The 24,001-nt window shown below is 51.3% G+C and carries 19 protein-coding genes and 1 pseudogene; 11 read left to right on the forward strand and 9 right to left on the reverse strand.

What is annotated here, in order from left to right:
* Positions 1 to 4: 4 nt before the first annotated feature.
* The 5 genes from Q0W37_RS07580 to Q0W37_RS07600 all read right to left on the reverse strand — a co-directional run bounded on the left by Q0W37_RS07580 (position 5) and on the right by Q0W37_RS07600 (position 5,183).
* On the reverse strand, positions 5 to 1,516 hold the full coding sequence (locus tag Q0W37_RS07580) for an FISUMP domain-containing protein (protein WP_297700301.1): 1,512 nt from the start codon (positions 1,514 to 1,516) through the stop codon (positions 5 to 7).
* A 10-nt stretch (positions 1,517 to 1,526) separates the two neighbouring features.
* Positions 1,527 to 2,762 carry a hypothetical protein gene (locus Q0W37_RS07585; protein ID WP_297700303.1) on the reverse strand — a complete coding sequence of 412 codons (1,236 nt, stop codon included), beginning with the start codon at positions 2,760 to 2,762 and terminating at the stop codon, positions 1,527 to 1,529.
* Between the two features lie 128 nt (positions 2,763 to 2,890).
* Positions 2,891 to 3,481: a TlpA disulfide reductase family protein gene (locus tag Q0W37_RS07590; RefSeq protein WP_297700304.1), complete on the reverse strand. Its 591-nt coding sequence runs from the start codon at positions 3,479 to 3,481 to the stop codon at positions 2,891 to 2,893.
* Positions 3,482 to 3,486: 5 nt separating this feature from the next.
* On the reverse strand, positions 3,487 to 4,524 hold the full coding sequence (locus tag Q0W37_RS07595; protein WP_297700306.1) for a hypothetical protein: 1,038 nt from the start codon (positions 4,522 to 4,524) through the stop codon (positions 3,487 to 3,489).
* Between the two features lie 116 nt (positions 4,525 to 4,640).
* Positions 4,641 to 5,183, reverse strand: coding sequence for a hypothetical protein (locus Q0W37_RS07600; RefSeq protein ID WP_297700308.1), 543 nt, complete (start codon positions 5,181 to 5,183; stop codon positions 4,641 to 4,643).
* Positions 5,184 to 5,433: 250 nt separating this feature from the next.
* Here Q0W37_RS07600 and Q0W37_RS07605 point away from each other — a divergent pair, with 250 nt between their 5' ends.
* From Q0W37_RS07605 to Q0W37_RS07640, 8 genes are all read left to right on the forward strand, one after another.
* The gene (locus tag Q0W37_RS07605; protein WP_297700310.1) at positions 5,434 to 7,191 is read left to right on the forward strand and encodes an AAA family ATPase; all 1,758 of its coding nucleotides are present in this window, start codon (positions 5,434 to 5,436) and stop codon (positions 7,189 to 7,191) included.
* 15 nt (positions 7,192 to 7,206) lie between these two features.
* Positions 7,207 to 8,520, forward strand: coding sequence for a hypothetical protein (locus tag Q0W37_RS07610; protein ID WP_297700311.1), 1,314 nt, complete (start codon positions 7,207 to 7,209; stop codon positions 8,518 to 8,520).
* A 33-nt stretch (positions 8,521 to 8,553) separates the two neighbouring features.
* A complete protein-coding gene (locus Q0W37_RS07615) occupies positions 8,554 to 9,732 on the forward strand; it encodes a LysM peptidoglycan-binding domain-containing protein (RefSeq protein WP_297700313.1) in 1,179 nt (392 codons plus the stop codon).
* Between the two features lie 43 nt (positions 9,733 to 9,775).
* Positions 9,776 to 11,839 (forward strand): HAMP domain-containing sensor histidine kinase, encoded by a 2,064-nt coding sequence (locus Q0W37_RS07620; RefSeq protein ID WP_297700315.1) that lies wholly within the window; start codon positions 9,776 to 9,778, stop codon positions 11,837 to 11,839.
* 2 nt (positions 11,840 to 11,841) lie between these two features.
* Complete coding sequence (locus Q0W37_RS07625) at positions 11,842 to 12,552, forward strand: response regulator transcription factor (RefSeq protein WP_297700317.1); 711 nt, start codon at positions 11,842 to 11,844, stop codon at positions 12,550 to 12,552.
* 163 nt (positions 12,553 to 12,715) lie between these two features.
* A complete protein-coding gene (locus Q0W37_RS07630; protein ID WP_297700318.1) occupies positions 12,716 to 15,169 on the forward strand; it encodes a hypothetical protein in 2,454 nt (817 codons plus the stop codon).
* A 134-nt stretch (positions 15,170 to 15,303) separates the two neighbouring features.
* Positions 15,304 to 17,064 (forward strand): ABC transporter substrate-binding protein, encoded by a 1,761-nt coding sequence (locus Q0W37_RS07635; RefSeq protein WP_297700320.1) that lies wholly within the window; start codon positions 15,304 to 15,306, stop codon positions 17,062 to 17,064.
* Positions 17,065 to 17,193: 129 nt separating this feature from the next.
* Positions 17,194 to 17,988, forward strand: a complete 795-nt coding sequence (locus tag Q0W37_RS07640) for a CDP-alcohol phosphatidyltransferase family protein (RefSeq protein ID WP_297700322.1) — start codon at positions 17,194 to 17,196, stop codon at positions 17,986 to 17,988.
* On the opposite strand, the gene mpaA is transcribed toward Q0W37_RS07640, so the two are convergent.
* Genes mpaA through ruvC form a run of 3 tightly spaced genes read right to left on the reverse strand, consistent with a single transcriptional unit; the run spans position 17,960 to position 19,942 of the window.
* A complete protein-coding gene (gene mpaA, locus Q0W37_RS07645; RefSeq protein WP_297700323.1) occupies positions 17,960 to 18,655 on the reverse strand; it encodes a murein tripeptide amidase MpaA in 696 nt (231 codons plus the stop codon). The two genes, Q0W37_RS07640 and mpaA, sit on opposite strands and share 29 nt — an antisense overlap.
* 13 nt (positions 18,656 to 18,668) lie before the next feature.
* The gene (locus tag Q0W37_RS07650) at positions 18,669 to 19,361 is read right to left on the reverse strand and encodes a M15 family metallopeptidase (RefSeq protein ID WP_297700325.1); all 693 of its coding nucleotides are present in this window, start codon (positions 19,359 to 19,361) and stop codon (positions 18,669 to 18,671) included.
* Positions 19,361 to 19,942, reverse strand: coding sequence for a crossover junction endodeoxyribonuclease RuvC (gene ruvC / locus Q0W37_RS07655; protein ID WP_297700327.1), 582 nt, complete (start codon positions 19,940 to 19,942; stop codon positions 19,361 to 19,363). The genes Q0W37_RS07650 and ruvC overlap by 1 nt, the downstream gene beginning before the upstream one ends.
* 54 nt (positions 19,943 to 19,996) lie before the next feature.
* Here ruvC and Q0W37_RS07660 point away from each other — a divergent pair, with 54 nt between their 5' ends.
* The 3 genes from Q0W37_RS07660 to Q0W37_RS07670 are packed head-to-tail and all read left to right on the forward strand — an operon-like array spanning position 19,997 to position 23,426.
* Positions 19,997 to 21,901, forward strand: coding sequence for a CHC2 zinc finger domain-containing protein (locus tag Q0W37_RS07660; RefSeq protein WP_297700329.1), 1,905 nt, complete (start codon positions 19,997 to 19,999; stop codon positions 21,899 to 21,901).
* Positions 21,902 to 21,906: 5 nt separating this feature from the next.
* The gene (locus Q0W37_RS07665) at positions 21,907 to 23,112 is read left to right on the forward strand and encodes a glycosyltransferase (RefSeq protein ID WP_297700331.1); all 1,206 of its coding nucleotides are present in this window, start codon (positions 21,907 to 21,909) and stop codon (positions 23,110 to 23,112) included.
* Entirely contained in the window at positions 23,109 to 23,426 is a 318-nt protein-coding gene (locus Q0W37_RS07670) for a Dabb family protein (protein WP_297700333.1), read from the forward strand. The genes Q0W37_RS07665 and Q0W37_RS07670 overlap by 4 nt, the downstream gene beginning before the upstream one ends.
* 155 nt (positions 23,427 to 23,581) lie before the next feature.
* Here the strand turns inward: Q0W37_RS07670 and Q0W37_RS07675 are convergent.
* Positions 23,582 to 24,001 (reverse strand): annotated as a pseudogene (locus tag Q0W37_RS07675) (malate dehydrogenase); the annotation flags it as partial.

Below are 24,001 nucleotides of genomic sequence, written 5' to 3' on the forward strand. Positions count from 1 at the left end.
CTCCTTACTTACAAGTTCCTAGACGTCCAACAGACCTGATGTTGAAAGAAACGGATTCTCCATAACCATAACCTTTGAACACAAATACGATAGCCGCCACCCTGGAAAGCACCTCGTCACGGTCACGAGCCACACCCCATCCGGCCTGATCAAATTCAGTCCACGGAATATCGACCGTCACATTCGTTCCTTTTTTCATCAAGTACACATAATCGTCATACTCCATCTCTATTTGGAAAGGTTCGTCAGGCTGGAACGAAGCATAGAAATCTTGTTCGGCATCATAGACAACGCATATACCGTCCCAAGATGAAATATCGACAGGGGAATTACCTTCGTCTATAGCAAAGCCTACATCAACATACGGGTAGTCGTAACTGAACCCCATGTGTGCAATCCCGCACACTCCATCGCAATCATCAATATTTGCAGACATGTCAGGATACAAGACATCTTCGGCAAGCCATTCAAAATAGGAATCTCCACCATTTCCATCGTCCTTGTACACCACCCAGTATCCGCCATCTTTATATCCCGTATTGACGGTGTATTCATGCCTTGCTCCGCACCACAGGTCTCCACAAACAATGCCGTTTTTGCCCTTACCCGCGCTGCTAGAGCTGTTCTTACCGGAGCTGTTTGAGCTGTTCTTGGACTTATCGGAGCTACTACTTTCGGGGTCCGTATTATCTTCGCCAGATGAATCGCTGGACGGGATAATCAATTCAGTTCCCTTGTCCCCTACACAACGAACAGCCATATAGCTATTTCTCGCATGGCGGAGAGTTTCCCTTTGCGTTGAATTCACAAAAATGCCATAAGCGCTATCGCTCTTGAATTCGGTAGCCGTCCAAAGCATCGCGTCGGTAGACGCCCCTTCATAGGAAAATCCGTCTTCGGAATTTCCAGTGCCAAAGCCGCCCGGTAGCAAAGCAAGCCCGTATTCATCGGTACCACCCACGGCGCCATCATCAAGAGCCCAACCCTTGAGCGACAACAGAGCGACATTCCCCTGAATTTCGTTCCATTCCGCCTTGGTCGGCAAGTGGAATCCTTCTGGGCAAATTTCCGTCGCCTCGTACCAGTTATACAGATGTCCGTACTTGCGGCAAAGCGAGTGGTCATCGTCGTAGCAAACGCCAAAACCCGAAAGGTTCATATTTTCGGCAAGCCAGACCGAAGAACCAATAGAAACGGTCGCGTACACCTGTCCGTCACGTTCGTCCTGAATTTCACCATAAGTGATTTCTGGATTCAGGTACTTTCGAGTCGATTTAGACTCTTCGCTAGCCGAAGATGTCACCAGGCTCCCCGCAGAAGAACCGTTCAAGATAGCGGCATTGTAATTGTCAGCCTCGGGGTCAGTCGGGTTATCGCGTTCACCGAGAGAGCTACAGGCGGAAAGGAGGAATGCCAAGAGAATGAATGCTACTAGAGATTGCTTCGTCCCTATCGGTCCTCGCAATGACATACGAAGACCCGTTTCGAATTTCAATTTCATAAATTCTAATTTCATCTCACGCCCCCTAGAACACAAAGAACACCAACGTTCCGACAGCCATCATGCCGCCGCCAGCACCATACAAAATATTTCGCATCGTTTTCGCCTGGTCGGCCTTTTTCCACGCATCATCGTAATCAGAAGGATTTTCCGAACGGACATCGTTGTATTTTTTGCGATTGTCATTCATAATCTTGTTTTCATACACACCGGCACCGACACTCACCAATCCCAAAGCGAACAAAGCTATAGAAACCGGCTTAGAAATGTTCATTTTCTTTTTATCCGCTTCGGCAGCAAGGCGCGCCGCTTCTGCCGCCTGGGCAGCCATTTCCGCTTCGCGAGCCTTGGCTTCTTCTGCAGCCTTAATGGAATCGGCACGGAGTTCTTCGGCAGTAGGTTTCACCTTGAGCATTCCGTGAATCATATCGGCCTTGTTGTCGACCCAGTTGACTAGGACAATTTCGCGATAGTCGTCTTCACCGACTTCCACTCGGGCACACAGAGGAATCGTTCCCGTATAAGGAGTCGTTCCAAGCTTCGTTCCATTCACATACAAATTCACTGTGCGAGGAGCATTTTTATATTCGGTTTGAATGGTAATATTTCCCTTCGTAGGTTCCATGACGTTATCTACAAGAATCGTCTTGGAGCTCATCACGTTCACCTTGAACTTTTGCGTTTCGTAGCAACGGTGGTTAAATTCCACATAATGCGGTCCCGGCGAGAACTTCCATTCTCCGCGTCCATACTTGCGGCCGTTCCTTTGCGTTTCGCCGTCAATCGTAACCGTCAGTTCAGATTCAGCACCGATACCGTCGGTCAAAGACGGTTGCAAGTTAATTTTACCCGAAGAAGACGCCGTAATCTTGGAGAAAAGTCCAAACGACTTTTGGCGAATTTCCACTTCGAGCGATTCGATATCGGGAGCCTTGGTGCTGAAGCTTCCCATCAGCTTGTTCCCGGCAGTTTCGTAAAGTTCCACCGTGATCGTGAGGTTATTGGCAAAGCGGCCCACATGCCCCTGGGCAATGTAGTCTGCCGAAATATTTTTACCCGTTTCCACAAGGCAACTGCCTTCGCAATCTTCGACAGCCTTGCCCGGCGGAAGCATCATACTGATGTTTTCGCGGGTCATAATCGTGTAGTTCTGTTCGGCCGGGAGCGCCTTCACGGCCTCGGAACGCAGAACGTCCGTAAGGTACTGTTTTTCTTCGAGAGTAATCACGCCCTTTGCGGCGGTCGTTTCAAGAACAGCCACATGAGTAGCAAGCGCGGGGAATGCCAGAAAAAGGAATGCGACTATGGATTGCCACGCTTGCCTACGGCAAGCTCGCAATGACGTTTCTGCCCTACCTCGCCATGACTTACATATCGTATTCACCAATTTCATAATTCACCCTTCAGTATTTGAATATAATCGGCGCCCTCGGCACCAATCATAAAGCTCGGATGCATCGACTTGTCCACGACAATCGTTCGCGGAAGGTCAATGTTCTCGCCTTCTTTCATCAGTCCAAAACCTTCGGTCATGCGTCCGAACGGATCTATGACCGCAGGGGTCTTTTCGAGCAGGAATTTACTCAAGAATCTCGTGATGTCATCCTTTTCACGCTCCCCGACATTCACCAGGACAATTTTCGTCTTGGCTTCGGCAAGAGCCGCCGCATTTTCAGAAATTTGGCGAAGGCCTTCGCGACAAGGAATGCACCACGTTGCATAATAAACCAAGGCAACCCGCTCCGAAGAAGAAGCTAGTTTACTCAGATGGTTACGCGTAAAGGGGGAATTTTCGTTTTGAAGTTCAAAAACGGCAAACCACGGAAGGGAATCCGAAATGGCGGGTGGAAGCGGAATCTTTACGGACTTTGCAGAGGCGTCTGCAGCAAACGATGAAAGCGCAAAGAACAGGATTGCAACTATGGATTGCCACGCTTGCCTACGGCAAGCTCGCAATGACGTTTTCAAAAAGATCTTCATACACTCTACCTCACAATCCAGCGTTCGATTTCCTTTTTCCATTCGGCAACAAATTCATTCCGCGCCACATTCTTCAAAAGCTTTTCTTTCGCTTCGTCTTCGTCCTTGCGACCGACTCCCTTGAGCGAACCACCCAGGGTAAAGTAGGTTTCGCCACGGCAAGATTTTCCGTTCAGCGCCACCACCTCGGAGCAAGAAACGCCAAGACCGCCTTCCTTACAGGTAGGAGCGGAAACTTCAAGTTCAAGCACCAGGCCCACCTCGCAGGAATCTTCCAGACTCTGGACCTTCACGTCGCCCGAGATTTGTTCAAAGAGGATTTTTCCTTCTTCGCTTTCGATGGCGCCGTCTATATAAATCTTGTACTTGCTTTTAAATTCAATAAAGTGTTCTACGGCCTTTGCATAATTGTTTTCAATTTCAGCCGAAGTTTCGTTAAAGCCGAGCGACTGCAACACCGAAAGGGATTCCCTGTACTTCGCATAAGCCGCCGTCATCTTTTCGTAATTGCTGAACTTGTCTAACGGGTGCGTCGTCATGGTAAGCACCGCCACCGAAGAAACCAAGGCATCGCGGGCACTCTGATATTCTTCGCGGTAGGGCTTTGCCGCATCACTCTTAGACATACAGGCGACCACCCCTACGACACCGTCGTGTGCAATGGTTTCAAGAACCTTGACATCCTGACGGTTACGCAGTTCGGCAGTCACCGTAGACTTTCTGTCGAAAGAAGATGTTACGCTTTCTTTTCCATCGGCAGAAACATCTGATTTGGCCTGCATCGCGCTTGTCGAAACAACGGAGCTCTGAATCTGGGTTGCAATCTGCGTGACCGCATAGTTCAAGGCCTGGTCGTAATCCCCTGCAAGTCCAGAACCGCGCAGTTCACCCTCGGGGCAGACCAGCACATTCAGTTCCTGCGATACAGGAACCCTCGGGGCCGGTGGCGGAGGTGGGTTTTGAGTTACTTCCTTGGATGCACACCCAGAAAGAGCTAACCCGAACGACACAAGAGAAATACAGACCAGTTTAGAATTCATCATTTTACCTTTTATATGCAACTAGAGATTGCTTCGGCCCTGTCGGACCTCGTAGTTGCGCGAAGTTAAAAACAGTGAACAAGTTGCTTGTTCACTGTTTTGCAAACGCGTCTGGCGCCTTACTTAGCGGTTTCAGCATCGATTTCGGCGTAGGCCTTTTCGGCTGCAGCACGAATCTTGTTCTTCATCGCTTCGTTTGCGGCATCGGTATCCTGAATAGACTTCAGGTATTCGGCCACGAGGTCCACGTTGAGCGTCATGATGCCGTAAATCTTGAACTGACCGTCATCGGTGGTTTCAATCTTCACGTCGGTAAGGGTCGCACCATTCAGGCGAGTATCCACGACCGTCTTGGAAGCAGACTGGAAATGTTCAGCGACATCGCCACCCACTTCTTCCTTGAAGTTCTTGGTCAAGGCCTTCATGTGGACGTCGATTTCCTTGGCAAGATCAACACGAGCATTCTGGTCCGCCTTTTCCAAAGCAATCTGTTCGTCCTTAGAAACGCCAATGCCAAGACCAGCCGGAATATGGTCCTTCTTGACCAGGTTAGTCTTTTTCATCTGCATTTCGATAAGAACGCTAGCAGACTTTTCCTGCGGGGTGCTTGCGCAACCAGCAAGGAAAGCAGCGACGGCGAGTGCAGTGAGAATCTTTTTCATATTAAGCCTCCATTAGGGATGATGTAAATTTTGAGTTTCATAACATTATTATAAACAAATAAAAATGCATTGTCAAGCAAAAAGTTTACGAAATGCTTAAAATCACACTCATTCAATAATCCAAGCTGGAATAGTTTGTTAGCACATAATCTTTCCCCAAAAGCCCTACGCAGAGGTCTTTTTCTATTTTTTTTGTCTATTTTTGTAAAAAAAAGCTACATTCGGTGGTATATAGTAAACCGAGGCGCCTATGGAAAACGCAAAAAAGACCATTAACCTGTTCTTAAAAAACACGTTCAGCAGCCCAAACGAACTCAAGGCAGAGCTCTACAAGGCCGGCGTTGCCGCCATGGAAGAAGGCTGGACGTTCATGGACGCAAGCTTCCAACTAGGAGGCAAGGCCCGTGACGACGGTATGGACGGAGAAGAAGTCGAACAGACTCTCCGCCGCGCATTTTCTGCCGAAAAACGCTCCTCGGAACGCCCCGAAGAATCCCCCGCAGCAACACAGGCCCCCGCAGAAGGGGCTGCACCTGCCCAGGCTCACGCCCCCGGCACCCCGCAAACCGTTGCCATGCCAATCATTACGCCGCTTTCGGCAAACATGATTTCGATGGAACAGATGCTTGCCATGGGGCTTGATACGCAGTCCCTGGAACTGTTGCAGAACTTCAAGATTGACCCCGAAGCGCTTTCGATTCCATGGCCCGCCGCAGACTGGCGAAAGGACCTCGCAAAACTTTTGGAAGCAACCTTCGACCCCGACGAAACCATCGCCTTCAAGGTATCGAACACTCCCGAAAGCACCGAAGAACTTGTTTCTAACATCATCGGGCAAGACGACTCCATCAAGAAAATCATGAAGAGTCTTGACAGCCCCGAAGGTGCGCTCCTCTGCATCAACGCGGTCAAGGGTGGCGAAGACACCTCCGACGAATCGTACCATTTCCGCTACGTGGTCGTCGACAACCCAAAGATGTCTTTGGCCAAGCAGCTCGCCTACTACAAGGCCCTGAACCTCCCCTGTGCCGCTCTCGTGAATACGGGTGCAAACTCCGTGCAAGCCTGGGTCAAGATTTTTGCAAACGACGAAGAAGAATACAACGAACGCGTCGACTTCCTTTTCAAGACGCTCGACTCGCAGGGGTTCAAGGTAGACCCGAGCAACCGAAACCCGCACATGATGGTGCGTATGCCGGGTGTGCTCCGCGGAGGCAAGCAGCAGTACCTGATTGGCCTGGAACAAGGCGCCAAGAACTTCAAGGAATGGCAAGAATGGGTGGAATACTCCCTTGACGGAAAGCCGCTTATAGAACTTGCAAGCGACACCGAGGAAGCCCCGAAGAAAGACCAGACCATTGTCGAAAATATGCTCCGCGCAGGTGAATTTTTCCTGTTCACGGCACCTCCGAAAAGCGGAAAGTCCCTTGCGCTAATGGACTTAGGCCTTTCCATTTGCTATGGCGAAGACTGGTTCGGAAATACGACCTCGTCGAGCGACGTCCTGTTTATCAATTTTGAACTGACAAAATCCGTTTTCCTGAACCGCTTGTACCTACTTGGCGGCAAGCGCAACCTGAACGCGAGTACCCCGAAATTCGGTTTCCTGAACCTGCGCGGAACGGCACTTTCGCCGATCGAAACCGCCCAGCTGATTGCAAAGCGTATCCAGGGGGCAAAGCGACTCGAAAACCACGATTACCGCGTGGTGATTATCGACCCGATTTCGGCCGTGCTGCACAATCCGAAATCCACCCGACTGAACGGGGCTCCGCACCAGATCCTGATGCAGATGGTCGACACGATTATCGCCCTCACAGGGTGCGCCGTGGTGTCGTCCTGTAACCTGGACGAATACCCCTACCTCGAAGCACGTGCCGACTCGCTGATTAAGCTTTCGCCAGTGGAAGGCAGCCTGAACCTTTACCAGATTAACGGAACCTTCCGCGAATTCCCGAAGATGCTTGCAAGAGAATGCTCGTGGATCTACCCGAGATTCCTGGTTTAATTAAAAGTGAAAAAAATGAGAAACGATTTTAGAAAAAGAAGTAACAGTCCGCGCATAAACAACGTACGTCAGGGGAAGCCACAGGCAGAACCCCCGAAAGAAGAAAAGCCGGTATGCAAGGTAACGCTTTCCTTCGAGGATATCAAGCAGCAACTTGCGGCATGGGCCGAAAACGAACGCATCCCCGGAAAATTCCAGGCATGGTTTACAGCCGATGCAAACCCGGAACACGCCGACTGGCGCATTCTAAAGACCTATCGCGGCAAGCAGGAGTCGCTTACCATAGAAGCCCCCGCCCGCGACATGGAAGCCCCGGAACTTGTCACCCGCGTATTCCAGCAACTCAAAAAGGAACACCTGCACATTTTCAGCAAGGCCCTTCGCCAAATCTGGTTCCGCGCCATTGGTGACGGGCGCTACGCCATGCTTGTCCAGGTGAACCTGAAGGGGCGTTTTTCCGCTCACGGCTACAAGACCTTCATAGATTTTGTTCAAAGAAACTGTCCCGAGGTCATCAGTTGCCACCACATTCAATGCATGCCCGACCTTCCCTTTGACCCAGCCGGAACCACTCCGATGAAGGTCGAGGCGAAAAGCGCCTTCGGTAGCGACTTTATGCCGATTGGAGAAACCGGTATCAGCATGCACGTGCTTGACTGGACACCTAGAATCCGCGATGCATGGATGAACCTTCCGAAACGGATAGAAGATGCTATCCACCCCAATTCCGAAGACTGTTTCTTTGAATTCTACTCCGGAAGTTCCTTTGTCAGCGCATCGCTTTCAAGCAAGTTCAAGCGGGTCGTTTCGATGGACTGCCGCGAATACGCCATGATGTCTTCGCGCCTGAATGCCCGCAATACCGTGGACGACAACATGAAATTTGTCCGCAGCCACGTGGAGCAGGAATTTTTCCCGAAATTCTTCGGCAAGCCCGAAAACGAAGGACGGTGGACGTTCTACTTCAACTTGCCCGGTGACGAACCCCTTGCCCAGGGAGTCGCGCAGGCAGTCGCCTTTTCACGCCCCGAACGAATTCTCTTGCAGACCTCGAACCTCGAAGTGGCAGCAAGGACTATTAGGCAATTTAGGAACGAAGGCTACATGCTTCGCAAGAACATTCCGCTTTACCTGGAACCGGGTAGCGGCAAATTCGAGGTGATGTTCCTGTTCGTGCCCGACCGGGTAGGAATTCTAGGCCAGAACCCCGCACAAAAGCAGCGTTCAAGAACCATTCAGCGCCCCAAAGAACGCGTTTCTGCGCAAAAAACGCAAGAAATTCCGCATTTTAGCCAAAAAGCCCCTACTTTTAAGCAAAGAAAAGGTTAAATTATGGGTATAATCAGCCTGTAAAGGATTATTATGCGACTTTTAAAATGTGCATCCATCTGTCTGGGACTTTCCGCCTTGATCGCCTCCGCCTATATAGTCAAGGAAGGCGACACCCTTTGGGACCTGAGTGACGAATTCCTCAAGGACCCCTTCGCCTGGCCAGACCTTTGGGAAAACAACCGTCACATTCAGGATCCGCACTGGATTTACCCGGGCGACTCCATTTATCTGGGCGACAGCATCCAGGAAGGAAACGTCATCCAGGTCGAACGCAACAAGTACCCCTGTAACGCGGCCGTTTCGGACTCCGCCCTCCCCAAGGGAAAGGGTTACTCCGTGACTAACGCTGGCTGCGACAACGGCGACGAACGCAATTCCGACTTCGAAAGCATGCTCGGGAACCTCCGCGACAAGGACAAGAACAACAAGAAGAAGCCCAAGGTACAAGACGCCTACTATTACCAGCAGCGTCCGGCTCCGAAGATTTTCAACGGCTACTACCAGTTGCACGCCCCCGAAATCTACACGCTCGATTCTATCAAGAAGGATGCAAGGTTCGTTTCGATCCGTTCCGGCGAAAAGAAGGAACCCATTATCCACATTCCTGAATCCGAAGTCGTCGTGGGAATCGGCAAGAAGAATAACGACAAGCTCAAGAAAGGCGACCTGATCGAAATCATGGACGCAAAGCCCATCGAAGTTCCCGCCGCAAAGGGACACGGCTTTGCGAAGTACGCCCTGCTTCGCTTGAGTGGCATAGCAAAGATTACCGCCATTGGTGACACCCTTTCCAGGGCAAAGATCGTCACCAGCTTCCGCGAAATCAAGATCAACCAGTCAAAGGCAAGAATGAAGCAGCCCCTGAAATCGATCAACGTTTCAGGATACACGGCTGATTCCGTTGCCCGTATGGATTCTCTTGCCATGATCCGTTACGCCATGGACCCGATGCTTATCATCGGTACGTATTCCTACGTGCTGGTCGACAAAGGCGCCGCCCAGGGCTACAACACGGGTGATGCAGTCGCCATCTGGGAAGAAGACCGCACCGACGCTACGCTTCCTCCGCGCCTTCTGGGCCGTGGAGTCATTGCACGCGCCGGAGACAACGAATCGTCCGTCCTCATTCGCGAGCTCTATTCCAACAGCCGTCGCATTGAAGTCGGCCATAAAGTTTCGGTCACGCACCGAGCCAACATCGTAAAGTAACCCAATCCCTTGGTGATGGGCAATTCCGAAGTAAGGACCGGCAATGCAGGTTTCGCGAAATAATCTGCTATTCGTCCTTCTGTTTGCCGGCGGGATTGTCCTTCCTACGGCCATTTTGTCGATTCTTTCGTTCAGGAATATCCAGAACGAAATTTTTCTGGCGCAAAAGAATTTCGACGAGAACCTTTCTTCGTTCCAGAGCGAAGTTTCAGACGCCATAGACAAAGAACTTTCGAAGATATACCAGGAAACCAAGGCCGCCTCCCTGTTTCTTTACGAACAGCCGCAGGGGCTTCTCGATTTCGGGCATGCCACCGAATTCAAGTCCGTCGAAGGAATCGAGGCCATTTTCCTATTCAACAAGGGCAAACTGGTCTACCCGGACCTGTCTTCGCGAAACTTTTTCAAGTCGCCCGATTTTCCTTCCGGAACAGCCACCATCCAAGACAAGGTGCTTTTCCAAGAAGAGAGACGGGGACTCAAGGACAGCGTTTCACGAAAAATCTACCTGAACCAGCGGGGCAAGAGCCTTTCGCCTTCGCACTTCTTTTTCGAGTCTAGCGAAGAACGCATCCAGAATATCCTCGGACTTATCCGTTTCTATTACAAGTCCAAGAAATACGCCGAGACCCTAAAGCTTCTGGAGCTGCTCGAAAGCATGCACCACCCGCAGGGGTATCTCCACGCCGACCTTACCCGCGCCGTGAACCTCTTGCATTTCGAGATTCTTGTCAAGGAACACAGGCACGAGGAAGCTCAGGAATACTGTCTTTCGGTACTCGCCAAGTTCCTCGACGACCAGAACATCGACGACATCTCGTCCTCTAAGTTTTTCTTCGAATCGGCATTCACGCAAATTCTTTCATTCGAAAAACTCAGCCAGGACAAGCGAGAGGCTTTCTGGAACCTGCGCGAAAACTTCAACCGCCAGTTGGGGTACATGGACATTTTGCATAAGCACAAGGAACTGTTCCAGGAAATTTTCGACGATGACGCCACCAACAAGGAAGGCATTCTCTACCTGAATGGCGAAGACATTACCTTGTTCAAAATGTCGTATCCGTACCTTTCCGGAGACCAGGTGGTTATCGCAAAAATAGACCCCAACACCTACAGGAACAGGCTTTTAAGCAGGCTCAAAAACGTTACCCAGAGTTTCAAGAACATTCCCTTTTCCATTACCGAAAACAACAACAAGGTTCTTCTGGGTGAAATTCCCGAAAACGCCCCCATTATCGAGCAATACAGCATTTCTGAGGCTCTCGACTGGGAATTCACACTCTACGAAAAGGACATGCAGGACATTCGCAAAGAAACCAGGCACCGGATGTTCTTGATGTACGGGCTAATGCTTTTTGCCCTCATCACCGTCATATTCGGGTCTTTCTTTATGTTCCGTTTCATTACGCAGGAACGCAAGCTGCTTTCGATGAAGACAAACTTCCTTTCGAGCGTTTCTCATGAGCTAAAGACTCCCCTTACCTCGATCAAGATGTTTGCCGAGATGATGGCGCGCGGCCGTATGCAACGGGCCGAAAAGGTGCAGGAATATTCAACCCTTATCGGAAAAGAGGCTTCGAGACTCGAGAACCTGATTGGAGCCATTCTCAACTACACGCGCATGGAACACGGGACAGGCGCATTCAAGTGGGAAAAGCTAGACTTTTCGATTTGCGCAAAGAAAGTTTTCGATGCGGTCGAAGATATCGGCGTCGAAAAGGGACTCACCTTCTACACGCACTTTGAACCCAACGTATTTGTGATGGGCGACTACACGGCGCTTTACAGCCTTGTGCAGAACCTGATTGACAACGCCATCAAGTACACCGAGGCGCCCGGCGACATTACCGTCAACGTAAAAAGCGAAGACGACTGGATTGTATTCTCGGTCGCCGATACCGGCATCGGGATTCCCTCGTCGGAACAGAAGAACATCTTTAACGATTTTTACCGGGTGGGCGACGAAATGACCCGAAGCACCAAGGGTTCGGGGCTTGGGCTTGCCACCGTGAAAAGGGTCGCGGAAACCCACAAGGCAACCATTTCCCTCAACAGCAAACCGGGCAAAGGCTCTACATTCACCGTCAAGTTTAAAAAGGCAGAATAACTATGTCACAGAATTTCAAAATCCTGATTGTAGAAGACGAAGAAATTATCCGTCTGGGGCTACAGGACAACTTCGAAATGGAAGGCTACACCGTAGAAACGGCCTGCGACGGTGAAGAGGCGATTGCAAAGTCCGACAGTTACCAGCCGCACCTGGTGCTACTGGACCTGATGATTCCGAAAAAGAGCGGATTCGAAGTCTGCCGCTATATCCGAAACAAGCACCCGGAAACCTACATCATTATGCTCACGGCAAAGACCGAAGAAACGAGCAAGGTGGCAGGCCTTGAAATGGGTGCCGACGATTACGTCACCAAGCCGTTTTCGATTCTGGAGCTCCTTGCCCGCGTGAAAGCCTTCAAGCGCCGCATCGAGCCGCAGAACAACGCCACGGCCGTTGCGGTTCCCGACGTTCTGGAATTTGCAAACATCAAGGTCGACGTCAAGAAATTCGAAGCCACCAAGGGCGGCGTTCCGCTGGACCTCACCACCCGCGAATACCTGATTCTCAAGTATTTCTGGGGACACCGCGGCGAAGTCATTCTGCGCGAAGACTTGCTCAAGGAAATCTGGGGCTACACCGACGAGAACATGCCTTCGACGCGCACGGTAGATAACCACATCGCCAACTTGCGCCGTAAAATCGAGGACGACCTCGCCGATCCGAAAATCATTATCTCTGTAAGAGGAGCAGGATATAAGTTTGATGCGTAAAATAGGAGCGTCATCCTAGACCCTCGAAGAGGGGACGGAATCCAGCACTGGATACCCACCCTTCGGTCGAGAATGACTGAAACGAATAAAAATGAGCCTTAACGTTTTCCATAAGTTTCATCCTCTGAGCACGGTAACTTTACTCGTGTGGTTATGCGGGCTTGTGTCACTTGCTTTCGCCGAAAAGATGGAAGCCAACATCCAGGAAGCCCTTTACATGTTCGAAATGAAGGGCGAAATTTCAGAGGCAATCAAAATTCTGGAAAACGCCGCCAACCAGGGAGACGAAGAAGACAAGGAAAAGGCCTATTTCTACCTCGGAAAAATTCAGGACCTTTCGGGAAACAAGACCTCCGCAAACTTCTACTACAATCAAAGCCTGAACCGCACCTCGGAAACGGCCAAGGCCTACTGGCTTTCGGAAAGGGAAGCCACCACCAGCAACAATGCCGAAAATCTTGTCCGCGCTCCGCTCCACCTCAAAAGCAAGATTGCAAAGACATTTGGAAATAACCCCACCTATTTGCTGCTCCGCGACGGCACCATTCAAAAAATAGAAGATAACGCCCTTGTCAACGTGGCTAGCGACCTACCCGCAGGAATCCAGATTTTCAACATCGACCCTCAAGGAGTCTGGTTCCAATCCGCAGAAAAGGACAGCCTCGTCTTCCGCTCATTTTTTGCAAACAAGCCCAATCGAAGCTACCCGATCACAAACCTCATTCAGCTTTACGCCCAAGGCGACAAGATTGCCGTCCAAACCGAACGCGACCTTATCCTTCTGAACAGCAAGGGCATTCAAGCCCAGATTGCAGACAAATATAGCGGATGCGTTCCCGAAGGTTTCTACCCTCTCACGAGCGAATTTATCCTGAACTGTACCGACAACGCCCTGCATTTTATTTCTTCAGAAGACGGCTCTGAAAAGAGAACCCTCGCCCAGTTCGACGTCATCAAGAACATTCTGATTGACAAGGGATTCCTGTACCTGATTTCGGGAAATTTCCTGTACTGCTATTTTCCGAAACAACGCATGACGCCCCTATGGAAACAGCCCGTCAACAAAGTCGAAAGCATGATGCCCTTTGAAAACAGCATCGCCCTTCTCGAAGCATCGGGCAAGATGTCGCTCATCGACAAGAAATCTGGATTCATTCAGGTGGCTGTCCGCAGCGAGGCCTCGTTCATTTACCCCCTCGCCATGGGAACGCTCGGACTATTTTCAATCGAGGGCGCCATTACGGCTGTCGATACGGCCCTAGTACCGCTGTGGCATTTCAATTTTGCAAAGCCTATCGAACGCGCTCCCATCCACACGAACGGCAACATCTACCTTGATTTTGGTGACAACAAGCTCACCGCCCTTTCCCCGCGTTATTACGGGAAAAAGAAGCTTCAATCAGAAGTCTATGCGGGGCTTGCGGCAAGCGTTACCGAAAACGAAGACTGGGAAGAGCTCCCCCCTATTCTCGACTCGCTTTTCAAGCTCGAACCGGGAAACGCCAAGGGATGGTTCTTCAAGGCCCTGTATCTCGAAAACCAGAATGGCAATGAACACGAAAAACAAAAGGCTTGGTCAGAAGCAGTCCGCCATTCCATAAGCAACCCTCAGGTGACTTCGCTTATTCTAAACCGATACAGCAAGGTCATCGGAGCTAAATTTGTCCGCCAGCTCCCCATTTCCCCCAAGACGCTCTACCCGCAATTCTTCAGTGGAAAAAAATACCTCTACACCATCGACCCGTCGGCAGGGCGCCTCATTTGCATCAACGCCGAAAACGGCGAACTCCGGTGGTACAAGAAAATCGGAACGCTCGACAACAGCCCGGCGATAGACAACGACGAAAACACTCTCGCCATCGCTTCGGGGTACAACTTGTCCATTTACGACTTGAACCGCGAAGGAAACGCCCTTACCATACAGTTGCCGGGAAAAGCGTTCGAAACGAAAGTGACCGAAAGCGCAATCTACGTTTCGACGTGGAACGGTTTCTTGCTCAAGATTTTGAAACCCGACAACAAGCTCGCCTGGTCCCGCAAGATTTTTGCAGTCCCCTTCCTGCTCACCCATGAAAACAAGAACCTTTACGCCTGCAACCTCGAAGGAGAATTAGTCGCCTTGGATGACGAAGCCGGAACGGTCAAGGAAAATTCATCGCGCAGGTTCCCCGGACAGGTAACGCAGATGATCAGCACCGACTCCATTGTTGCGGTAGCCTCGGGAAACAATCGCCTATACCTGTTCAACCAACTGCGCAGGGAAGCCCCTCCGCTCCAAATTATCATGGACGAATCCATTTCTTCGCTACAAGCCGTTCAAGGCCAAGGTCAGAAAATGATCATGATAGGACTTGCCGACCAGTCCATATTACTTTATACAGAAACAGGGACTCCTTTGTGGAAATTCAAGAGCAGGAATTCCATTTTTCCGAAGCCATTCGTAAAAGATGGCTTTGCATGGATTGACCAAGGAAACGAAGTGGTCGCTATCTCCCTAAAGACGGGCAAGGTCGAACGAAAATTCAGTACACCGGGCGGAGCCGGAACACCATTCATTATGAACAAAACACTCTTTAGCGCATCGCCTAAGCGTCTTTTGTACGGATTTTCATTATAAATTTTCTAAACATACCCCTTTTAGCTGTAAATTTTAGCCCTTGTAAATAAAATTTGGTGGTTTTTTTATTAAAAACACACTAAATTTTATCGTTGTATCCCCAGGGAAGAAAGAGGATGAATTTGGTAAAAAAAATGAACAAGATTTATTGGATTGCAGCGGTCTGTCTCTCTGTAGCAGGGGTTGCCACGTTTGTAGCTTGTAAAGACGAAAACAAGTCGTCCGACGGATCGACCCAATCGGAATATGACCGCAGCGAGACTCTGTATATCGGAGGTTTCGACTGGGCTCCTCCTTCTACGTTTAATCCGCTGGATCACGATCCGAACTTCCCGATTGACGGAAACTGCAGAATCACCTACGAAGCCCTGCTGGTCTACAACCAGCTCGACGGTAAGCTGGAACCGATGCTTGCCGACCGCTACACCATTAGCGACGACAAGATTTCGGTGCACCTCGATCCGCGCGCCAAGTGGAGCGACGGCACCCCGGTTACGGTTGACGACGTCCTCTACACCTTCAAGATTGACTCCCTGCTCCCGACGCCGCGCCATGGCAACTGGAAATTCCTGAGCAAGGTTACAAGCGAAGGCGACAACAACATTGCCTTCTACTTTGGCAAGACCAAGAACCCCCTTATCCTTTTGAACGCACTCGCCGAAACATCCATTCTTCCCAAATCCGTTTTCGAGCCGCTCATCCAAGGGGCAAAGTCCGGCAAGGGTTACGACATGAACCGCATCACCGAGTTCAAGAACGATTCGGTACCGGTGGTTTCAGGACCGTATAACATCAAGACCTATTCTCCCGACCAGATTGTACTGGAACGCAACGACAACTACTGGGGAAACGTCAAGTACGGTGGAAAGAAAGCCGCCCCCAAGTACATCATTCATTCCCTTTACAACGGAAACAACCACTTTAACAGCGCTATGACCAAGGGCAACCTGGACATTTCGTCCGTGTTCCTGCCGCGCATCTGGGACAAGTCCAAGGACTCCATCCGTGCCTGGAGCAGAAACGAGCCCTACCACCAGCCGGGCTCTATTACGACCCTTTTCATTGCGCACCAACGTCCGCCCTTTAACGATGTCGCGCTTCGCCGCGCCATGATGCATGCCATCAACTTCGAAAAGATCAAGTCTCGCGCGGTTTCCAACTACACACCGGTTATCCAGCCGGGGTTCATCTTGCCTTTCGGCACTGAATCCAAGTATTTCAACAAGGAAGATGCCGAAAAATACGGCTACTCCTACGACATCGAAAAGGCGAAATCTATCTTGAGTAGCGCAGGCTACAGCTGGGACGAAAACGGGAAACTGCTCGACAAGAAGGGTGAACCCGTCCGCAGTTTCTCTATCGAATGTCCGCAAGGTTGGACCGACTGGGAAGATGCGATCAAGGTGATCGTCGGCTCCCTGCACGAAGTCGGTTTCTCGGCCGAAGAAAAGTTCGTCGACTACAGCGAATGGGACAAGGACCTGCGCCTTGGGACCTTCGACCTCGCCATGAAGACGCAGACCGCAGAACTTTCTGCCGCCTCTCCGTGGAACCGCTTTGAACAGGTGATGGGATCTGCCGCCTATAAGCCCACCGGTGAAGAAACATTTGCGAACCAGGGCCGCTACAAGAACGACGACGCAGACAAACTAATCCAGAAGATTCCTACCCTTTCGAACGAAAAGGAACTGGCGGATGCCTACCGCGAACTGAACCGGATTTTCATGGAAACCATCCCGGTTCTCCCCGTGATGTACCGCCCCACGCAATACTACCAGTTCTCGACCAAGCATTGGGAAAACTTCCCCACCGAAGAAAATCCCTACGCACCTCCGCAGAGTCTGGTCGTTGCCGCCGGCGTAAAGGCCCTCTGGAGCATCAAGCCCGCGAAGTAGAGTTTTTTCGCAACGAAAATGAAGAATGAGCATATTTCATTCTTCATTTTTAATTTTTCATTTATACAGCCACCCCCTCGAAGCCAGAAATAATCTATTTTTAGCGCGACACTTTTAGTGGAGGACCCTATGGGTAAGTCTCGTTTTATTTTGCCGAACGCTTTTACTAGCATGAATTTTCTGCTCGGTGTATTTGCGATATGCTGGGTAACCGGAGCATTCACGTCTTTTACAAGCGCCGACCCTATCCGCACCGGAGCCTATTTCATTTTGTTGAGCGTTCTGCTGGATAAACTCGACGGTTTTGCAGCAAGACTCGTGAACGCAAGTTCTGAATTCGGAGCGCAGTTTGACAGCCTTGCCGACCTGATTGCATTTGGCCTTGCTCCCGCCTTTACGATTTTCTTTGCCTACAAGACCATTTCCCCGGATTGGTTCCAGGCAAACGGTGCCCTCCTGATTGTAACCTTCTCGATTTACGTTCTCTGCGCCGCCATGCGTCTTGCAAAGTACAACGCCTGCGACAGCGACACCTACCATCATCACTTTTCCGGACTTCCATCTACCTTTGCCGGAGCAATCAACGCAATCCTGATTGTCCATCTCAAGTCGCACGGATTCTTTGACGATCCGAACGGGGTCCAGATGTTCCTGCCCGTATTCGTGATGCTTGTGACCGGCATCCTGATGGTCTGCCCGCTTTTCCTCCCCAAGCTCCAGCCCCGCAAGAATCAGCTGCTGAATATCGGCCAGGCAATCCTGATTGTGATTACTTACATCTGCGGTTTCATGTTCATTTCGGACAAGATCCCGTTCATCACCGAATACCTGCTGGTCCTCTGCTCCACCTACCTGGTCGTAGGCTTTGGCATGGGCCTTGTGCAGCGCAAGAAGATTATCGAAGAAGCGAAAGAAGGGAAATAAAATTCTCGCCGTAGCGGTCAAATAACGCTTCTAGCGACATTCGAGGAAGTTCCAGGGTAATGCACTCTGGACTTTTTTGTTTGCCGGGGAGACAAGTTTCCTTGCACCAGGTTCCAAGACTACCCGGCGTGGGGTAACCGATATCGGGCCGCCACGGGAGTCCGAACGTTTCACAAAGGGACTCTACCAAGGGAGTACGCTCGGGAGCATCGACGCAAGCGATTGGTGCATGCATCGAAAGGATGGTGTCGGGCGAAAGTTTTTCAATGAGGTTGAGCAGAGCTACCGTTTCGAGTTCACTCGCAGGAGCGATACCCGGAGAAAGCCTTGTATCGCGAGGAGCTTCCAGAACGGACCTGCAGTAAACCGCCTCGGCACTCCAGTTGGATGTCGGAAAGTTGCGGTTCAGGTCTACCCCGTTCGCGTTACAACGGGTGCCAAGCGTCATGCCGTCGGGATTTGCGCAAAGGACAAAGGCCACGGACTTGAACGGGTTATCGAATGCACGGAGGCAACGACTCAGGAGAAACGTTGTCTCGGGTTCTTCTCCGTGGATTCCAGCGATAACCAACAGACTGCACGGGCCAGTACAGGGAATATAGCGAAGCGCCGTTCCGAGAGCAGAGCGACCGTATTCAGAAAAAGGGAGAAGGAGAGAGGAACGCATAGGAATCTAAGTTCTAAATAAAATAGGGGTAGATGTATTCCTTTGCAAGTTTGTCCAAGTTATCAAGCAGCGCCGACTTGCAGGCGATATCGGTTTTCTCATAGATGCTGCGGAGGTCCTTCAGCGAAAATTCTTCAAGGTATTTCCGCGACGTAGGCAGATGCGCGATGTGCCATTTTTCGGGTTGAATTTTTCCACGGCCAGGCACAAAGACGCGCTCGAAGCCGAAGGACTCCCCCGCCCCGATCAGTTCCGTGAGCTTTTCATGAAAGGGGCGGAACATGCCGTCACATTCAGCGGGCGTCAATTCGACCTCGTAACCGACCGGACAGGCATTTGCGTCAACTACGTCGAGGTCGGTTCCGAGATGGTGACGGCTTGCTCCAGGGAGCGCCGACCACGTGAGGATGGCATACATCAGCTGCTCTTCGTCTGCAGGGCGCTCCATGGGGAGTCCTTCGGCGGAAAGCAGTTTGAGTTCGCCGCTTGCCTTGCGGTTCCAAATCGAAAGCTGCCGTTCAAAGGGGCGGTAAGCCGATTCAATACGTAGCGCAAAACCTTCGCGGGCAAACGATTCCTTCAACTTGTTAAAGTCTCCAAGAATTCCTTTGTCTACAATATAGCCGTCGACTTCTACAAAATCGGAGCAGTCTACCGGTCGCAAACCATAGCAAGCGCGGGCCTTTTCCGGTATATCAAAATTCATCAAACATGCCCTCCCATCTTTTCGATCAAATCAAGCCACAGTTTTGTCGTTGCCTTCTTTTTCCGGGAAACCGTCTTTTTCTTGCCGATCACCTGCGACACGGCATCGTTCAACGGCGACGGGTTCGCATGGGTCCACGCAATGGCCAAGGCATCGGAAGCATCGAGCGGAAGGTCGCCACCGTTTATTCCCAGGCGGGCAAAAATCATATTCGCCACCTGTTCCTTGGAAGCCCCGCCATCACCCGTTATCGCCTGTTTAACTACACGCGGGCTGTATTCGCTATAGCTGAGTCCTCGTTTGCGGCAGGCTACGAGAATGGCCCCGCGAATATGCCCAAGCACCAGGGCACTCCGCGCATTTTTTGCAAAAAAGACACCTTCCATGCCAAGCGACACCGGATGGTATTTATCGAGCAGGCGTTCCAATTCCGATACAATATGCAGCAAGCGGTCTTCAAGTGCGTTTGCCGCCGGTGCATGAAGCACCCCATATTCAAGAACGCGAACTTTTTTTTCGTCCGTCTCTAAAAATGCATAGCCGGTTGTTATGGAACCGGGGTCAATCCCGAGAATAATCATAGTCTAAAAAGTAAAAAAAAACTAGATTATCTACTAGAAAATACGAGGGTCCTTATGCTTATCGATCAAGAACATGCAGGAATCATTATGCGAGCGAAAACTCATCCGCGCCAGCTGGGGATTCCCCTAAGCCGCTGGGGCAGGAACCTGATTGCATGTTGCCCATTCCATTCTCCCGAAGAAACATCGCTGTTCTTTTACGATGCACTTGGCTACTGGCGTTACCGCTGCCTACAGTGCGGAAGCGAAGGCGACCTGGTCGAATTCGTGATGCGCAGCCGATTCAACGGAATGGACGAACCTTCGGCAAGGGCCGAGGCGGTCGACTTTTTAGGTTCACTGGAGCAGGACCACGATACTCAACCCCAGGAAGAACATCCGTGGATAAAGGAAATCGGCGGGGAAAAATCCAAGGTACTCGAAAACTTCGTGCGCTACTGCCACTGGGCCGCCTGCAAGAGCCCCTCTTCGGCTGAATTCTTGGCGGCACGCGGCTGGAACATTGGACAGGCCCAGCTTTACGGACTCGGCTACTACAGCGGCGACCCGGAACCCTTTATCAGCTACTGCATGATGTCGGGTATCGAACGCCACCAGATCAGTTTCTACCTGGATAACCTCGAAGCCTACCACGAACCGCGCATCACCATTCCCGCTCGCAATTCCAAGGGGCTAATCCACTCCGTTTACGGACGCGTCCTGGACGATTCCGACAGTCCGCACACCTATGTTTCGTACGCATCGGGACCAAGCGACATTCCCTTCAACATTCAGCCAGACATCGAAAAGCCTGTCATTGTCGAAGGATTCTTCGATGCTCTTACCGCCGACCTCGCCGGTATTCCCGGAGTCGTTTCGACGCTGTACCAGGAAATTAGCCTGAGCCACCTCTACAAGCTGAAAGCTTGCGGGGCCGAATCGGTAACCGTCATCTTGCGTCGCGAACAGGACAGACGGGAGCAGGAATTCCGCATCCAGAAATACCTGAAAATGGCAGAACAACTCGATCTGAAGTTCAAGTCGATTGTTCTTCCGAAGGGCGAAACAGTAGACGAAGTAGTGCGCAAGAACGGCGCCGACCAGCTTATTTCGCTGGTGGCTCAGACCGAAGAAGATACGGTTCACACCCACCGCCGCTCCATGCTTTTGCAAGACATCAAGGAAAACTTCGACACCGCCATGGGATGCCCCCCAGACGTAAGCGTGGGCTATGCGCTGAACACGTTTCCGAAACTCACGCAGGAAATCGACGGTATCCAATCTGGTTGTTTCTACGTTTCGTCCAAACCGTTCGGTCTCAAGACAACGCTCCTTTCTAGCTTCGCCCTGGACCTGCTCCAAAGCAATCCGAAACTAAAGCTGATCTACATCGCCCTTGAAACTCCGCGCCGCCAAATTTTTGACAGGCTCGTCGCGATGCTGATTGGCGAATCGGTACTGACCGTACGCAAACAAAGCGAAGACGAAGCGGTGAACCAAAAGATTCTGGAAGCAACCCGCGACCTGATGGCCTACGTGCGGGGCAACCGCCTTGAAATCTGGGAAGACCAACCCGCATTCGACAACCACGAACTGTTGAATACGCTGAAAGAAGAAGTCCGCGAGCACCCGAACCTGGTCGTCATTATCGACGGCATCGACCACCTGAAGGTTTCCGACCATATCGACCTTTCGGATATCCATGAACGCCGCTCCTCAGTCATTTTGGACCTGTACAAGGCGCTCGATATTCCCATCTTTGTCGGAGGCGAACTGATTGATTCGGAACAGGGCCTTGTAGGGCCGCGCGCCTACCTGCGCGATGCCGACGCCATCTACTGGCTGGAATCCAAGGGTGGAAACCTCTTCCTCACGGTCGATTCCAAGCGCCTCGGCAGCAACCAGCTTTACGAAGGAAACCTTTTGATCGATCAGCTTTCGAACAAAATGCAAGAAGAGCCCTGGAACTCCATCGACTAATCGCCATGTTTACCATTGTCGATTTCAACAACTTCTGGAGTCCTTCGGGCGGAGGCGTCCGTCGTTACCATCTGCAAAAGATGGCCTTTTACGAGAACCTTTCGAAAGGAGCCGCCGAAACGGACGTGCTTTCGGTTTTCGTGATGCCGGATTCCAAGACCTATACCGAGAAAAAGAGCGAAAACCTGATTATCGAGCATGTCGAAGCCTACCGTTTTCCGGGCAAGTGGGAATACCGCTTTATCTGGAGACCTTCGCAAATCGAGCCGATTCTCAAAAAATACAAGCCCCAGGTCATCGAGGTGGGGTCACCCTACCTGCTCCCGACCATGGTCCGCAGGGCCGCAAAAAAAATTGTCCCCGAAGCCGTTTTGCTGAGTTTTTGGCACGCAGACTTTCCGGTGACCTACGTGCAGCGCCCCGTTGCAAACAAGTTCGGCAAGGCGTTGGGGAATTTCTGCAAGAACGCAGCCTTCTGGTACGCACGGCAGGAATTCAGACGTTTCGACGGCATCCAGGTTTCTTGCAACGAAGTCCTGAGGAGGCTCGACAGACACAAGCTCCCGACAAGCCACTGGATTCCGCTCGGATGCGACATCCAGATGTTTTCACCCGCCAAGCGCGACGACGCCCTGGTGCAAAAACTGAAAGACGGCAACCCCGATAGACTCACGATATTTTTCCCGCACCGGTTCTGCGAAGAAAAGGGAATCGAACTTTTACTCGGCGCCTACCCCATTCTCTGCGAAAAACTCGGATGCGAACCGGCACTCATCTTTGCAGGTACGGGGCCGTACCTGCCGCAAGTACAGGACGCCGTCGAAAAGTATAAGCATATCGAGTACGCAGGATTCATCTCGTCCATCGACGAAATGGCTAGACATTACGCAAGCGTCGACCTGGGACTCGCCCTTTCGGGCTGGGAAACCTTCGGGCTTTCGATTCTTGAAAGCATGGCCTGCGGAAACGCCCAGATTGGAGCCTCAACCGGGGCCGCCGCCGAACACATCACCGAATCGGGAGCAGGAATCGTCCTCAGGGAACGCACTCCGCAGGCGCTCGCCAACGCCATCGTAGAACTTTATCACTCCGACATGGCAGCGATGAAAGAAAAAGCTCGCGCCTATGCCGAAAAATTCAGCTGGAACGACTGTTTCAAGCGCCAACTGGAACTTTATAAACAAATTTACAACCAAAAGAGGAAAAAATGATCCGTCACATTGTATTCTGGAAATTGAAAGCCGAAGCCGAAGGCGCCTCCGCCAAGGAGAACGGTCAAAAGATGGTCGATGCATTCCACGCCCTTGCAGGAAAGATTCCCGGCCTTCTGAGCATCGAATCGGGCCTGAACTTCAACAAGGCAGAAACCGGCAACGGTGACATTGAATACGACGTCGCCCTCGATACGACGTTCCACACCAAGGCAGCCCTCGACATCTACCAGAACCATCCCGAGCATTTGGCCATCGTCTCTTTCGTGAAGAAAGTCGTGACCGAACGCCGCGCCGTAGATTTTGAGTTCTAGCAGAAACAGGTGTCAGGAATCAAGAATGAGGTCAGCGCAGCGACCCGGACCACAGCCTTGAAGACAGTCTTAATGTACAGAAAATCCCTCGGTCTAACCGAGGGATTTTTAGTTCTTATTTAACGTGATAGAGCCGCGCAATCGCGGGGGGCTTATTACGTGTGAGCGTCGACCCATTCAGCGTTCTTCTTGCAAGCTTCGACAGACTTGTCGAATGCAGCCTTTTCTTCGGCGCTCATCTTGACTTCAAGAATCTTTTCGACACCGTTTGCACCAACGACAACCGGCACGCCGCAGTAGAGGCCGTTCACGCCGTATTCGCCGTTCAGCTTGGCAGCGCAAGAGAACACGCTCTTCTTGTCGAGGAGGTAAGCTTCAGCCATGTGAATAGCGGAGGTAGCCGGGCTGTAGAAAGCGGAGCCGCGACCGAGGAGGTTCACGATTTCGCCACCTGCACCAGCGGTACGCTTTGCAAGTTCAGCAAACTTTTCCTTGCTCATGAGCTGAGAAACCGGGATACCGCCGACAGAGACGCATTCCATGATGGAAACCATCGTGTCGCCGTGGCCGCCCAT

The organism is uncultured Fibrobacter sp. (genome assembly GCF_947166265.1).
Classification (GTDB): Bacteria; Fibrobacterota; Fibrobacteria; order Fibrobacterales; family Fibrobacteraceae; genus Fibrobacter.

Bases quoted from the DNA above. Each gene is read 5' to 3' on its own strand.
- Q0W37_RS07580 (WP_297700301.1), bottom strand. From the start codon at position 1,516: ATGAAATTAGAATTTATGAAATTGAAATTCGAAACGGGTCTTCGTATG.
- Q0W37_RS07590 (WP_297700304.1), bottom strand. From the start codon at position 3,481: ATGAAGATCTTTTTGAAAACGTCATTGCGAGCTTGCCGTAGGCAAGCG.
- Q0W37_RS07595 (WP_297700306.1), bottom strand. From the start codon at position 4,524: ATGATGAATTCTAAACTGGTCTGTATTTCTCTTGTGTCGTTCGGGTTA.
- Q0W37_RS07600 (WP_297700308.1), bottom strand. From the start codon at position 5,183: ATGAAAAAGATTCTCACTGCACTCGCCGTCGCTGCTTTCCTTGCTGGT.
- Q0W37_RS07605 (WP_297700310.1), top strand. From the start codon at position 5,434: ATGGAAAACGCAAAAAAGACCATTAACCTGTTCTTAAAAAACACGTTC.
- Q0W37_RS07610 (WP_297700311.1), top strand. From the start codon at position 7,207: ATGAGAAACGATTTTAGAAAAAGAAGTAACAGTCCGCGCATAAACAAC.
- Q0W37_RS07615 (WP_297700313.1), top strand. From the start codon at position 8,554: ATGCGACTTTTAAAATGTGCATCCATCTGTCTGGGACTTTCCGCCTTG.
- Q0W37_RS07620 (WP_297700315.1), top strand. From the start codon at position 9,776: ATGCAGGTTTCGCGAAATAATCTGCTATTCGTCCTTCTGTTTGCCGGC.
- Q0W37_RS07625 (WP_297700317.1), top strand. From the start codon at position 11,842: ATGTCACAGAATTTCAAAATCCTGATTGTAGAAGACGAAGAAATTATC.
- Q0W37_RS07635 (WP_297700320.1), top strand. From the start codon at position 15,304: ATGAACAAGATTTATTGGATTGCAGCGGTCTGTCTCTCTGTAGCAGGG.
- Q0W37_RS07640 (WP_297700322.1), top strand. From the start codon at position 17,194: ATGGGTAAGTCTCGTTTTATTTTGCCGAACGCTTTTACTAGCATGAAT.
- mpaA (WP_297700323.1), bottom strand. From the start codon at position 18,655: ATGCGTTCCTCTCTCCTTCTCCCTTTTTCTGAATACGGTCGCTCTGCT.
- Q0W37_RS07650 (WP_297700325.1), bottom strand. From the start codon at position 19,361: ATGAATTTTGATATACCGGAAAAGGCCCGCGCTTGCTATGGTTTGCGA.
- ruvC (WP_297700327.1), bottom strand. From the start codon at position 19,942: ATGATTATTCTCGGGATTGACCCCGGTTCCATAACAACCGGCTATGCA.
- Q0W37_RS07660 (WP_297700329.1), top strand. From the start codon at position 19,997: ATGCTTATCGATCAAGAACATGCAGGAATCATTATGCGAGCGAAAACT.
- Q0W37_RS07665 (WP_297700331.1), top strand. From the start codon at position 21,907: ATGTTTACCATTGTCGATTTCAACAACTTCTGGAGTCCTTCGGGCGGA.
- Q0W37_RS07670 (WP_297700333.1), top strand. From the start codon at position 23,109: ATGATCCGTCACATTGTATTCTGGAAATTGAAAGCCGAAGCCGAAGGC.